The organism is Castellaniella hirudinis (assembly GCF_047468865.1).
Lineage (GTDB): Bacteria > Pseudomonadota > Gammaproteobacteria > Burkholderiales > Burkholderiaceae_B > Castellaniella > Castellaniella hirudinis_A.
In genome coordinates this window covers 47,014-60,476 of the sequence record NZ_JBLGTV010000004.1, presented here as the reverse complement: position 1 = coordinate 60,476, position 13,463 = coordinate 47,014, and the positions used below count along the sequence as shown (strand labels likewise).

The following is a 13,463-nucleotide window of genomic DNA, read 5'->3' as shown; positions in this document are numbered from 1 at the left end:
GTCATCGTATAACGCATTTGAATCTTGCGCCTGCCGCCCGGCAGTTTGCCGCCGCGCCGAAGCGGGTGGCGTCGTGCCGCCTTTTCATGCGAAAACGGGAAAAATCACCGTGGTTGTCGGCGCCATATTCTGATATTTCATTTTTCCGCGCCGAATGGACGCCGTTGGCGCGGCAGTCGAAGAAGTCTTGCATTCGTTCAGGCTATGTTGTATGATGACGTATAACTAGATAAAAAGCGTGGGAATGGCCCCGCGACATCGCTGACTGAGGACACACATGATCTCGCACCAAACACTGAAAAACATCATGAACGACGGGCTGCTGTCCTTTCCCGTCACCGACTTCGACGCCCACGGCGATTTCAACGCCCGGGGCTATCAGGCGCGCCTGGAATGGTTGATGCCTTTCGGCGCGCGCGCATTGTTTGCCGCCGGCGGCACGGGCGAGTATTTTTCCCTGACCCTGGAAGACTATGCCCGGGTCGTGCAAACCGCCGTCAAGACCTGCGAAGGCCACACCCCGATCCTGGCCGGGGCGGGCGGCCCCACGCGCACCGCCATCGCTTTCGCCCAGGAAGCCCAGCGCCAGGGCGCCGCGGGCCTGCTGCTGATGCCGCACTACTTGACCGAAGCCCCGCAAGACGGCATTGCCGAGCACGTCAAGCAGGTCTGTCGCTCGGTCGATATCGGCGTGGTGCTGTACAACCGGGGCCAATGCCGCCTGTCGGCCGATGTGCTGGAGCACTTGGCCGATACCTGCCCCAACCTGATCGGCTTCAAGGACGGCGTGGGCGACATCGAAAACATGGTGCGGGTGCGCCGCCGCCTGGGCGACCGCCTGGCCTACCTGGGCGGCCTGCCCACGGCCGAAGTCTTCGCCCAGGCCTATCGCGCGCTGGGGGTGCCCGTTTATTCTTCGGCCGTCTTCAACTTCATCCCCGCCACCGCCATGAAATTCTACGAAGCCGTCAAGGCGGGCGACGACGCCACCATCAGCCATCTGCTGGACACTTTCTTTCTGCCCCTGCTAGAAATCCGCAATCGCAAGGCGGGCTATGCCGTCAGTATCGTCAAGGCGGGCGCCCGCCTGGTCGGTCATTCCGCCGGGCCGGTGCGCGCCCCCCTGGTCGATCTGCAGCCCGAGGAAGCGGCCGAACTGCGCGCGCTCATCGAAGCCCTGCCGGCCTGAGCCCGCCCGGAGACCGCCATGGCCTGCGCCGCCGAACTCGTCGTGCACCTGCGGGATCAGACCGGAGAAAGCCCGGTCTGGCATGCCGCCGAACAAGCTTTGTACTGGGTGGACATCCCCGCCGGCCTGCTGCATCGCTGGCGGCTGGCTGACGGCCAGCACTGCAGTTGGCGGGCGGGCCAGCAACTGGCCTGCCTGGCGCGCTTGCCCGATGGCGCCTGGCTGGGGGCCGCGGAGGCGGGCGTCTATCGGCTGCGGCCCCGGGCGGATCAGCGGCTGGGCCTGGATTTGCTGGCGCCGGTGCGGCATCCCCTGGCGGGCATGCGGTTCAACGATGGCCGCTGTGATCGCCAGGGCCGCTTCTGGGTGGGATCCATGCTGTCGGACAATCCCCAGGCCCGGGCGGCGGGGGCGCTGTACCGCCTGGCCGGCCCGGCGGCGGCCGCCCGCCTGGATGTCGTGCTGGACGGCCTGATCACGCCCAACGGGCTGGGTTTCAGTCCCGATGGCCGCACCATGTATCTGTCGGACTCGCATGCCAGCCGGCAGACGGTCTGGGCGTTTGATTTCGATCCCGACGATGGGGTGCCCAGCCGCCGCCGCGTGTTCATCGACCGCCTGCCGGGCGGGCGGCCCGACGGGGCGGCGGTGGACGTGGATGGCGGCTATTGGATCTGCGGCAACGATGCCGGGCTGGTGCATCGCTATGCCCCGGATGGGCGGCTGGATCGCAGTTTGAAAGTGCCGGTGGCCAAGCCCGCGATGTGCGCCTTTGGCGGCCCTGACCTGGACACTTTGTTCGTGACCTCCATCCGTTTGCCGGGCACCCCCGCCACCGCCCTGGATGGGGCGCTGTTTGCCTTGCGCCCCGGGGTGCGGGGCATGTTGGAGCCCGTCTATGCCGGTTGATCGGTTTCACGCGCATGCCACGGTAAATTGCACGATAACGGCGACATCAACAAGGAGACCACAGTGACTGATCAAGCATTTCAACGTTTGTTATTGACGGGGGCCGCGGGCGGCATCGGCCGGGTTCTGCGCGAAACGCTCAAGCCCATGGCGTCCGTCCTGCGCCTGTCCGACGTCCAGCCGCTGGGCGCGCCCCGGCCCGGCGAAGAAATCCACTTGTGCGACCTGGCCGACCGCCAGGCGGTGGATGAATTGGTGCGGGGGTGCGACGCCATCGTGCATATGGGCGGCGTGTCGGTGGAACGCCCCTTCGAGGAAATCCTCGAAGCCAATATCAAGGGCGTGTTCCATATCTACGAAGCCGCCCGCCGCCACGGCGTGCGCCGGGTTATCTACGCCAGTTCCGTGCATGCCGTGGGCTTTTATCGCCAGTCCGACCGCCTGGATGCCGCCATGCCCACGCGCCCGGATGGCTACTATGGCCTGTCCAAGGTCTACGGTGAAGGCATGGCCAGCTTCTACCACGACCGCTACGGCATCGAGACCCTCACCATCCGCATCGGGTCTTCGTTTCCCGAGCCCAAGGATCGCCGCATGATGCACACCTGGCTCAGTAGCCGGGATCTGACCGAGCTCATCCGCCGCGGCCTGTTGACGCCGGCCATCGGCCACACCATCGCCTTCGGCATGTCCGACAACAAAAACGTGTGGTGGGACAATGCGCGCGCCGCGCATCTGGGGTATCGGCCGCAGGATAGTTCCGAAGCCTTCCGCGACCAGATCGAACAGCAGCCGATGCCGGCTGCCGATGATCCTTTGATGATCTGGCAGGGCGGGGTGTTCACCGCCCAGGGGCCGTTTGATCCGGTTGAGCCGGTTGAGCCGGTGGAGTAAGCGGGGCGGTCCTACGTCGCGGCTTGCGGGGGGCGTCGATTCGATCGGCACGGAACAGTCTGCGGGGGAGTTTTGTTGCTTAGAATTGTTGCGCCCCCCACGTCGCGGCCTGCAGGCCGCTCCGATTCGATCGGCGCAGAACAGTCCTCAAGGACTGTTCTGTGTCCGATCTCATCCCGAGTTTCTGAGGCCGGCGGCGATGCCGTTGATGGTCATGTGGATGGCGCGCTGGTCGCGGGATTCCTGTTCGTTGGCGCGGTGGGCCGAGTCGGCCCCCGAGCGCATGCGGCGCAGCAATTCGACCTGCAGGTGGTTCAGGGGGTCGATGTAGGCGAAGCGTTCAGCCAGCGCGGCTTGCAGCGGGGCATCGTGGGCCAGCAGATCGTGCCCGGTGATGTCGCGGAACACCTGCACCGTGGCGTGGAATTCGGCCTCGATGCGGGAAAAAATCTGCTTGCGCAGGGGTTTGTCCGCCACCAGCTCGGCGTAGGCCCGGCCGATGACCAGGTCGGTCTTGGCCAGCACTTGCTCCATATTGGACAGCAGCGTGCGGAAAAACGGCCAGTCGCGCGCCATGGCCCGCAGCCGCTGCAGACGGGCGGCGCGATCCAGGGCGTGATCCGGGCCGCCGTCGTCCAGGTATTGCGTCAGGGCCGCGCCCACCCCGTACCAGCCGGGCAGCGGCAGGCGGCACTGCGCCCATGAGAACGACCAGGGAATGGCGCGCAGGTCTTCGATGCGTTCCAGGGCTTTGCGCGACGAGGGGCGCGAGCCGATGTTCAGGCCGGCGATTTCGCGGATCGGGGTGGAGGAAAAAAAGTATTCCGTAAAGCCTTCGGTGCCGTAGACCAGGTCGCGGTAGGCCTGCTGGGCGGTTTGCGACATCCAGGCCATGGCCTCGCCGTATTCGGCGGCGTGGCGGTCTTCGGTGCGGGTGGCCGCCGCCCCCGCCAGCGTGGCCTCCAGGGTGGCGGCCACGAAAAGATCCAGGTGCCAGCGGCCCACCTCGACGTCTTTGTAGCGGCTTTGGATGATTTCGCCTTGCTCGGTCAGGCGGATCTGGTTGTTGACCGTGCCCGGCGGCTGCGCCACGATGGAGTCGTAGCTGGGGCCGCCGCCCCGGCCCACCGAGCCGCCGCGCCCGTGGAACAGGCGCAGGCGGGTGCGATGCTTGCGAAAGACCTCCACCAGGCGGCGCTCGGCCTGGTACAGGGACCAGTGCGACGTCAGGTAGCCGCCGTCCTTGTTGCTGTCGGAATACCCCAGCATGACCTCCTGGATGCCGTGCTGCACCTGCCGCACCCGGCTGGCGACTTCGGGCAGCGACAGCCAGGCGTCCATGATGTCGGCTCCGCGCTCCAGGTCGGGAATGGTCTCGAACAGCGGCACCACCATCAGCCCTTCCTGGGGGCGGGCCTTGTTGACCGTGGGGGCAATCAGGCCGGTTTCCTGTTGCAGGATCAGCACCTCCAGCAGGTCGCTGAGGGTTTCCGTATGCGACACGATGGATTGGCGGATGGCCGCGTCGCCGAAACGGCGGCGGCAGTCGGCCGCCATGCGCAGGATGGCGAGCTCTTTGGTGGTTTCTTCGGAATAGTCCACCCAGGGCGAGGCCAGGGGGCGGGGTTCGTGCAGTTCCTGGCGCAGGACGCGCACGCGGTCTTCTTCCGACAGCTGGGCGTATTGCACCGCCTGGCCGTCCAGGGTGACGTGGGCTTGGCGCATCAGTTCGTCCAGCACGCGTTCGTGCACGTCCGAGCTTTGCCGCAGGTCGACCGTGGCCAGGTGGAAGCCGAAGATTTCCACCGCCTGGCACAGGTGGCTAAGGCGCAGGCGACCCACCAGGGCCCCGTGGTGGGTGTCCAGCGATTCGGCCACTGTGCGCAGATCGGCGGCCAGATCGGCCGCCGTGTCGTAGGCGGGGGCTGCGTAGGTATTGCGGCGGGCCAGCCGCCGGCCGGTCAGGGCGATGGCGGTGGCGGCCAGCCGCGCATAGATGTGGATGCAGGCGCGCCGGTAGGGTTCGTCCTGGCGGTGGGCGGAGGGATCCTGGCTGCCGGCGGACAGGTCGGCCAGCGCCGGGCTGACCTGCATCAGCGACTGCGAGACTGAGAGTTCGGCCCCCAGCTCGTGGACTTCGGTCAGGTAGTGGCGCAGGGCGTGGGCGCATTGGCGCACCAGGGCTTGTTCCAGGGTGCCGGCGTTGACGTTGGGGTTGCCGTCGCGGTCGCCGCCGATCCAACTGCCCATGTGGACGAAGGGCGGCAGCGGGGTATTGTCCACGTCGAACGGGTTTTTGGGCGGTTTGCGCAGCAGGGCCCCCATGTCCAGATGCAGCTGGGGCAGGGTGCTGAAGAACGTGCTGGTGTAGTACGACAGCGCGTTGTCGATTTCGTCCAGCACGGTCAGCTTGGTCTGGCGCAGCATGCGGGTTTGCCACAGCGCCGCGATCAGGCCGGTCAGGCGTTCTTGCTGGCGGGCGGCTTCCAGCGGCGCGTGGGGCAGGTCCATGCCGCGCAGGTGGCGCGCGATGGCCTGGTGCAGATCCAAGGTGCTTTTGCGCTGGACTTCGGTGGGGTGGGCCGTCAGGACGGGCACGATGCAGGCCTGGGCCAGGTGCCGGCGGATTTTGGCCCCGGTCAGGCCTTCGGCCTGCAGGAGGTCGATGGCGTGGCGCAGGCTGCCGGGCGTGGCCGGGCCTTCGGCCTGCCATTGCCGGCGCTGGCGGCGGGTCTGGTCGCGGTCTTCGGCGATGTTCGACAAGTGCAGAAAATAGCTGAAGGCGCGGGCCACGGAATTGGCCTCGCCGTTGCCCAGCCGGCGAATCTGGCGCGCCAGCATGCGGCCGTCGCTGTCCTGGCCTTCGCGGCGGAACTTGACGGCGGCGCGCCGCAGTTTTTCGATGACGTCGTAGACGGGCCGCCCTTCGCACTCGCGGATGACTTCACCCAGCGTCTTGCCCAGTAATCGGATGTCTTGTCGCAAGGGGGAAATGACGTCGGGCTGGGCAGCAGGGTTCACGGGGGCTCCATCGAAATCGGGTTGAGTGGGCGCCGACCGAGGCCGGCAACCGCTTATCATAAGCGCATTATGCGCAGATTCGTATGGTGCCCATGGGAATTTTCATATTCCGCCCGGCCCGGCCGTGTTCCCGCCGGCCGGGCCAGGCGCGGCGGGGTCAGAACCGGTAGCTGGCCCCCGCCGTGATGCTGCGGCCATTGCCGGGCAGGAAGGTCGGATCGGCCGGGCCCGCCGTATTGCGGATGACGAAGGCGCTGGCGTAGGTCTTGTTGGTCAGGTTGTCCGCCTGCACATAGGCCTGCCAGTGCTTGTCGATGCGGTAGTCCGCCTTGAAGCCCAGCAGGGCATAGCTGTCTTGCTGGGTGCCGGGGGTGTTGGCGTGGTTGGTTTCCGTGGCCGCCGGCATCCAGCGCACATTGGGGCCGATGCGTAGGCCGCCGTTGTTGTACAGGATTTCGGCGCTGATCAGGTGGCGCGGCACCCCGGCGATGCGATTGCCCGCGTATTCGCCGCTCTTGAAGCGGAAATCGCTGAAGGTATAGGCGATGCGGTAGTCCAGAGTGGCCGTGTCGCCAAAGGCGGGCAGGCTGCCGCGCAGGCCCAGCTCCAGCCCTTGGTGGCGGGTGCCGCCTTGGTAGTTGTAGGTGCCGGCCGCCGTGCCGTTGGCGGTGCTGACCGACATCAGTTCGTTCTTGACGTCGCTGTGGTACAGCGCCAAGGCCCATTGCGGGGCATAGGCGCCGCTGCCCAGGCGGCCTTCCCCGCCGATTTCCACGGTGTCGGCGCGCTGCAGCTTCAGTTCGCTCAGGCTGGTGCTGGCCGGGATGGGCATGGCCGCGCTGGGCCGGGGGGTGACGCTGCCATTGACGATTTCCCAGTAGGTGGGGGCTTCGTTGCTGCGGCTGACATTCACGAAGAAACGCTGATCCTCGGCCGGTTTCCAGACCAGACCCAGGGTGGGGCTGATGTAGTGCCAATCCTGGTTCAGGCGGTTGCCGCTGTCGCGCTCGCGCGCATCCCGGATGGCCTGAGAGAATTTGGCATTGCCCACCACCGACCACTGCGGCGAAACGTGCCAGGCGAAGCCCAGCAGGGCGTTGCGGTTTTCGGCCTGCAGGTCGTAGTTGCCGAACTGGCGCAAGCGTGAACCATTGTCCGGGTTGACCACGTACAGCTTGCGATCCATGTCGCTGCGCGCCCAGTCCAGCGCCACGCGGTAGTCCAGGTTCTGGTATTTGCCGGACAGCTGCCATTGCGCGCCGTAGGTCATGCCGTCGGTGGCGGTCACGCTCAAGGGATCCTGGAAGGTGTCGTCCACGGTCTGGGCGTAGACCCCGAAGGTGTTGTTCAGGGCTTCGGTTCCCCAGAACGTGCGGTTGGCCACCCGGAACTGGCGGGACGTGCGATGCGGGTCGCGTTTATACACGTTCAGCGGATGGCTGGCGGTGCTGCCGTCGCCGATCACGTCGCGCGGATCCGCTTCCATCATGCTGCGCGGCACCACAAAGGGGATGTCCACGTCCAGATCCACATAGGACAGGTAGGTGCGGTTTTCAAACTGGTCGCCCAGAATCCCCACATTGCCTTGCACGCTGGTGCGCCGCGACCCGGAGTGATGGCGGTAGCCGTCGTATTTATCGTGCGTCACGCTTAAGCGGCCGTCGAAGGATTCCCCTTGGAAGCCCTTGGCGGCCTGTGCGCCGAAGCGCCCGAAGCTGCCGCCTTCCAGGCGCAGCACGTCGCCTTTTGTGCCGGTCAGGGATTGGAAGTCCAGTTCTCCTCCCAGCGTGGTGGCCGCAGGCGACAGGGCGTTGGCCCCCCGGCGCACGCTGATGTAGTCGGCATTGCGGGGTTCGAGAAAGCCGATGACGAACGAGCCGTCCGCTTCGTTCAGCGGCAGGCCGTCCTGCAGCAGTTGCACGCCTCGATTGACCGGGTTGCTCTGGATGCCGGAGCCCCGGATGTTCAGGCGCGGTTGATCCAGCCCGCCGAAGAATTCCTGCACCACCAGGCCGGGCTGGTAATCCAGCGCGTCGCGCAGGGTGGCCAGCCGGGTTTCCTGCTGGGGCTGGATCAGGTTGGTGCCGCCGGGCACCTGGCTCAGGCGCTGCTGTTCGGCCTGGGCGTTGGGGGCCAGCGGACTGGCCTGGGCGTCGCCGGTGACCGTGATGGGTTTCAGGCTGCTGACTTCCTGGGCCAGCGCGTTGCCGCCGCCGGCCAGCAACAGGGCGGCGGCCAAAGCCAGGGGGGTGGGAATCAAGGGAGTTCGCATCGGGATACCTGTCGTCGAAAGGAAATGGGGATTAATTCGGATGTTTCGGGGAATAGGCCGGAACGCGGCATTCAAGTCGGCGGGCGGCTGTCCGCCGTTGGGCCGGCCGTACAGCCGGTGGCGGGCCGGATGCCGCCGTCGGCCACTTGCCAGATGCCGTCCACCAGGCCGTCCAGTTCCCAGGGCTGGTGACTGATGCAGATCATGGCGGCCTGGCGCGCGCGGCATTGGCTGCTGCACAGCCGGCCCAGGTCGGCCCGCAGGGCGGGATCCAGCGCGCTGAAGGGTTCGTCTAGCAGCAGCAGGTCGGGTTCCAGGGCCAGGGCGCGGGCCAGCGAGGCGCGCTGCGCCATCCCGCCGGAAAGTTCCGCAGGCCAGGCCTGGGCGGCGTCGGCCAGGCCCACCCGATCCAGCCAGTGGTCGCGCCGCTGCGCCGCCTGTGCCTGGGGGATGCCGGCGGCCCGCAGGGCCAGATCCAGGTTGGCCGCCACGCTGCGCCAGGGCAGCAGGCGGGGATCCTGGAACACCAGCCGCGTGCAGGCGAAAGTGTTGCGGCAATGCCCCTGGCTGGGCCGCAGCAGGCCAGCCGCCAGGCGCAGCAGGGTGCTTTTGCCCGCGCCGCTGGGGCCGATCAGCCCGATGCGGTCGCCGGGCCGCACGGCCAGGTCGATATGCCGGAGAACCGTGCGCGGGCCGAAGCAGAGGCTGACGGATCGCATCTCAAGCATGGCTGGGCTCCTGCCAGCGGGTCAGGCGGCGTTGTATCGGTTGCAGCAAGAGGAATTCCAGCAGGCCCACCAGGGCCAGGATCAACAGCACCCAGGCGTACAACCGGCCGCTGTCGAAGGTGCTGCGGGCGTTGGCCAGGGCATAGCCCACCCCGCTTTCGGCGCCCAGGACTTCGGCCATCACCACCAGCCGCACGCCGCCGCAGGTGGCGATCAGCAAGGCGGCGGTCAGGGGGGCGGCCAGGGCCGGCAGGTAGATATGGCGCAGGCGCATCCAGGCGCCGAAGCGGTAGACCTGGCTCATTTCCAGCAGGTTTCGGTCGATCATGCGCATGCCCTTGACCGTATTGACGTACATGCCGGGCGCCATCATCAGGATGGTGATGAACACCACCATGCCCGAACCCAGGCCGAACCACAGCATGGCCAGCACGACCACCACCACGGGCGGGATCGCCATCAGCAGCCAGCGCAGGGGCTCCAGCAGCCCGCGCAGGCGGGCGTCGTGTCCGGCCAGCACCCCAAGCACAAAACCGATCAGGCAGCCCGTGCCCACGCCGATGGCGATGCGCAGCAGGCTGGCGCGGCTGTTGACCCAGAAATCCGGGTCGCGGCTGAGATCCGCCACGGCCCGCAGGGCCTGCCAGGGGGTGGCCATCAGCATGGGGCCCATGATCCGGGCGGCGATTTCCCAGGCCAGGAAGATCAGCACGACCCCCAGCGCGGACCAGCGCCATGCGGTGGGGGCGGCGACGGGCAGCGCGTCGGCTTTCATGGGCCGTAGAATCCGGCGTCGGGCAGCTTGCCGCCCACCGCTTCGGGGTTGTGATCCAGGATCAACTGGTACAGGGCTTCCAGCGCGGGGCGCGCCACGCTGGCGTCCCGGCTTTCCAGGCGGGTGACCCGGATGGAGGTCTCGATGGCGGCCAGCGGCAGGAAGTTCAGGTGCCGGTGGACTTCTTCGGCGCACAGGGCGGGCTGGGCCTTGCACCAGACGGTGGCTTCGGCGTATGCCTGGGCCACGGCCCGGCTCAGGGCCTCGTCCGCCGCCCGGTGGCTGTTGACCATGATGCCGGCCTGGGGCAGGTCGGGCTGCCGGGGAAAGGTTTGCCGCCAGGCGTCTTCCAGGCTTTGCACCCGGCGGATGTCCGGTTGGCCCTGCTGCGCGTTGCGCGCCAGCAGGAGGGAGACTGAGGGTTCGGGCAGCAGCACGGTGGGCGCTTCGCCGGTCAGCATCAGGGCCGTGGCGTCCTGGGCGTCCCGGGCGTAGCGGATGACGGGGGCTTTGTCGCCTGTCAGGCCCTGCGCCGCCAGCAGGCGTTCGAGCAGCAGGGCGGGCAGGTCGCGCTGGAAGGTCGTCAGCAGCGGCTGGCCGGCCAGATCCGCCACCGAACGGATGGCCGGGTCGCTGCTGATGAACCACAGCAGGCCCCAGACCGAGACATTCAGCAGGCGCACCGGCAACCCGCGGTTGGCCATGATGGCGGGCAGATTGACCGGCGTGGCGCTGAAATCCACCTGTTCCTTGGCCAGCAGAACCCGCAATTGGTCAGGGTTTTTCCAGTGGCGGAATTCCACCTGGTCGGCCCAATCGGCCAAGGCGCCGGATTCGACCATGTGGATCAGGGGGAAACTGACGGCCGCCGTGGGCCCGGCCAGCACCAGCTTGGCATAGGGCGCCGCTTGGGCGGGCGCGGCCAGGCACAGGACGGCGGCCAGCAGACTGCCCGCCGCGACGCGGTATGATGATTTGAGTGCTTTCCACATAGATGAATGCGAATTATTATCAATCTCGCATGTTCTCATTTAACCCAACTGGTCGACAATGACAAAAGTCAACAAATCCGGTCATTCTCCCGTTCAGGTGCTGGGCCATCCTTTGTTCCAGGGGATGCCGCCGCCCATGCAGCAGGTTCTGCTGCGCGATGCGGCCGTGTTTCATGTACAGGCGGGCGAAGTCTTGTTCCGCGAAGGCGAAGATGCGGTGGAATACTTGTATGTCCTCGATGGCCATGTCGAAGTGCTGCGCCACACCCAAGAAGGCCAGGATCGTGTGTTCCAGATTTTCCAGCCCGGCCAGCTGCTGGCGGAAACCGCCATGTTCATGACCCATGGCCGCTATCCCATGGAAGCCCGGGCGCGCGGCGACGCCGTGGTGCAGTGCCTCAAGCGCAGCGGCATCACCGAGCTGGTGGCCGCCTGGCCCGAACTGGCCCTGCGCCTGCTGACCCGGTTGAGCGACCGCGTCTATCATCGCGTCAATGAGATCGAGTGGTTGAGCGACAGCACGGCGGCCCAGCGTCTGGCGGACTATCTGCTGCGCCTGCCTTGCGATCATGCGGGCATCGTGCGCCTGCCGCTGACCCAGCGCCAGCTGGCCGCGCACCTGGGGGTGCGGCCCGAAACACTCAGCCGCCTGCTGGCCGATTGGGTGTCCCAGGGGCTGATCACCGGGGCGCGCCGGGACTGGGCCCTGCACGATCCGGCCGCCCTGGAGACACTGGTTCAATCGGCGCGCCGCAGCTTCTGAAAATCCCGGGCGCCTGCCCGCGCCCGGCGTTCGTGAAGAAGCCGTTTTCCCGCTTGAGCGGCGCCGGGCTCCGGCATGCCCGTATTGTCGGCGGGGCGGGCCTGCACAAGCGCCCGACAAGCCGTAAACTAAAGGATTGTTCGCTGAAAATAACCCGGAAGGATTCGCTCATGTCCAAGCCTTTGCGCTCATCCAATATCACCCAGGGGGTGGCCCGCGCGCCAAACCGCTCGATGTACTACGCCCTGGGCTACAAGGAAGAAGACTTCAACAACCCCATGATCGGCATTGCCAACGGGCAAAGCACCATCACGCCCTGCAACAGCGGCCTGCAGCCCCTGGCGGACGCGGCGGCTGCGGCGGTCAAGGCCGCGGGCGGCAATCCCCAGATGTTCGGCACCCCCACCATTTCCGACGGCATGGCCATGGGCACCGAGGGCATGAAATACTCCCTGGTCTCGCGCGAAGTCATCGCCGATTGCGTGGAAACCTGTGTGCAGGGCCAATGGATGGACGGCGTGCTGGTGGTCGGCGGCTGCGACAAAAACATGCCGGGCGGCATGATGGGCATGCTGCGCGCCAACGTGCCTTCCATCTACGTGTATGGCGGCACCATCCTGCCGGGCAATTATTGCGGGCAGGAACTCAACATCGTCAGCGTCTTCGAGGCCGTGGGCGAACACGCCGCCGGGCGCATGTCCGAGACCGATCTGCACAACATCGAGACCCACGCCATTCCCTGCAGCGGTTCCTGTGGCGGCATGTACACGGCCAACACCATGAGCTCCGCCTTCGAAGTCCTGGGCATGAGCCTGCCTTATTCCTCCACCATGGCCAATGTGCACCAGGAAAAAATCGATTCCGCCGCCGAATCGGCCCGGGTGCTGATCAATGCGGTCAAGCTCGACCTCAAGCCGCGCGACATCGTCACGCGCAAATCCATCGAAAACGCCGTGGCCGTCATCATGGCCACGGGCGGGTCCACCAACGCCGTGCTGCACATGCTGGCCATCGCCCATGCCGCTGGGGTCGAATGGACCATCGACGACTTCGAGCGCGTGCGCCGCAAAGTCCCCGTCATCTGCGACCTGAAACCCAGCGGCAAGCACCTGGTGGTGGATTTCCACCAGGCGGGCGGCGTGCCCCAGGTCATGAAGCTGCTGCTGAACGCCGGCCTGCTGCACGGCGATTGCATCACCATCACCGGCAAGACCATCGCCGAAACCCTGGCCGACGTGCCCGACGTCCCGGTCGACCAGGACGTCATCCGCACGCTGGATAACGCCCTCTACGCCGAAGGCCACTTGGCCATCCTGAAAGGCAATCTGGCCGAACTCGGCGCGGTGGCCAAGATCACCGGCCTGAAAAACCCCGCCATCACCGGCCCGGCCCGCGTGTTCGACGACGAGCCCTCGGCCATGGAAGCCATCCTGGCGGGCAAGATCCAGGCGGGCGACGTCATGGTGCTGCGCTATCTGGGCCCCAAGGGCGGCCCCGGCATGCCCGAAATGCTGGCGCCCACCAGCGCCCTGGTGGGCGAGGGCCTGGGGGATTCCGTGGGGTTGATCACGGACGGCCGGTTCTCCGGCGGCACCTGGGGCATGGTGGTGGGGCACGTCGCCCCCGAAGCCGCCGTGGGCGGCACCATCGCCTTGGTCGAAGAAGGCGACATCATCACCATCGACGCCCACAAGCAGCTGCTGCAGCTGAATGTGCCCGACGATGTCCTGGCCACTCGCCGTGCCGCCTGGAAAGCCCCCGCGCCGCGCTATACGCGGGGCGTGCAGGCCAAGTTCGCCTTCAACTGCTCGGACGCGAGCACGGGGGCTGTGCTGGATCGTTTCGAAGACCGCGTTTGATCGTTTGCGCGGGCGGGCCGGCATGACCGGCACAGGACGGTCTCCCGTCCGGTGTGCCGCG

General features: G+C 66.8%; 11 protein-coding genes. 5 read left to right on the top strand and 6 right to left on the bottom strand.

Annotated elements, in window-relative coordinates; translation table 11 throughout:
- Position 1: 1 nt before the first annotated feature.
- Positions 2-193: a hypothetical protein gene (locus ACMHYJ_RS07285; protein ID WP_414245554.1), complete on the bottom strand. Its 192-nt coding sequence runs from the start codon at positions 191-193 to the stop codon at positions 2-4.
- A gap of 84 nt (positions 194-277) precedes the next feature.
- Between ACMHYJ_RS07285 and kdgD the strand changes: the two genes are divergently transcribed.
- From kdgD to ACMHYJ_RS07270, 3 genes are all read left to right on the top strand, one after another.
- On the top strand, positions 278-1,189 hold the full coding sequence (gene kdgD, locus ACMHYJ_RS07280; RefSeq protein ID WP_414245553.1) for a 5-dehydro-4-deoxyglucarate dehydratase: 912 nt from the start codon (positions 278-280) through the stop codon (positions 1,187-1,189).
- 18 nt (positions 1,190-1,207) lie between these two features.
- The gene (locus tag ACMHYJ_RS07275; protein ID WP_414245552.1) at positions 1,208-2,098 is read left to right on the top strand and encodes an SMP-30/gluconolactonase/LRE family protein; all 891 of its coding nucleotides are present in this window, start codon (positions 1,208-1,210) and stop codon (positions 2,096-2,098) included.
- Positions 2,099-2,161: 63 nt separating this feature from the next.
- Entirely contained in the window at positions 2,162-2,992 is an 831-nt protein-coding gene (locus ACMHYJ_RS07270; RefSeq protein WP_414245551.1) for an NAD-dependent epimerase/dehydratase family protein, read from the top strand.
- 171 nt (positions 2,993-3,163) lie between these two features.
- Here ACMHYJ_RS07270 and ppc read toward each other — a convergent pair whose 3' ends face one another.
- The 5 genes from ppc to ACMHYJ_RS07245 form a co-directional block, all read right to left on the bottom strand.
- A complete protein-coding gene (ppc, locus tag ACMHYJ_RS07265) occupies positions 3,164-6,073 on the bottom strand; it encodes a phosphoenolpyruvate carboxylase (protein ID WP_414245550.1) in 2,910 nt (969 codons plus the stop codon).
- A 97-nt stretch (positions 6,074-6,170) separates the two neighbouring features.
- On the bottom strand, positions 6,171-8,285 hold the full coding sequence (locus ACMHYJ_RS07260; protein ID WP_414245549.1) for a TonB-dependent receptor family protein: 2,115 nt from the start codon (positions 8,283-8,285) through the stop codon (positions 6,171-6,173).
- 71 nt (positions 8,286-8,356) lie between these two features.
- Positions 8,357-9,013 (bottom strand): ATP-binding cassette domain-containing protein, encoded by a 657-nt coding sequence (locus tag ACMHYJ_RS07255; protein ID WP_414245548.1) that lies wholly within the window; start codon positions 9,011-9,013, stop codon positions 8,357-8,359.
- A complete protein-coding gene (locus tag ACMHYJ_RS07250; protein WP_414245547.1) occupies positions 9,006-9,788 on the bottom strand; it encodes an ABC transporter permease in 783 nt (260 codons plus the stop codon). Before ACMHYJ_RS07250 ends, ACMHYJ_RS07255 begins: the two co-directional genes overlap by 8 nt.
- Positions 9,785-10,780: an ABC transporter substrate-binding protein gene (locus ACMHYJ_RS07245; protein WP_414245546.1), complete on the bottom strand. Its 996-nt coding sequence runs from the start codon at positions 10,778-10,780 to the stop codon at positions 9,785-9,787. The genes ACMHYJ_RS07250 and ACMHYJ_RS07245 overlap by 4 nt, the downstream gene beginning before the upstream one ends.
- Before the next feature lie 58 nt (positions 10,781-10,838).
- On the opposite strand from ACMHYJ_RS07245, the gene ACMHYJ_RS07240 reads away from it, so the two are divergent.
- Positions 10,839-11,543 (top strand): Crp/Fnr family transcriptional regulator, encoded by a 705-nt coding sequence (locus ACMHYJ_RS07240; RefSeq protein WP_414245545.1) that lies wholly within the window; start codon positions 10,839-10,841, stop codon positions 11,541-11,543.
- Positions 11,544-11,713: 170 nt separating this feature from the next.
- Positions 11,714-13,402 (top strand): dihydroxy-acid dehydratase, encoded by a 1,689-nt coding sequence (gene ilvD, locus ACMHYJ_RS07235; RefSeq protein WP_414245544.1) that lies wholly within the window; start codon positions 11,714-11,716, stop codon positions 13,400-13,402.
- Positions 13,403-13,463 lie beyond the last annotated feature (61 nt).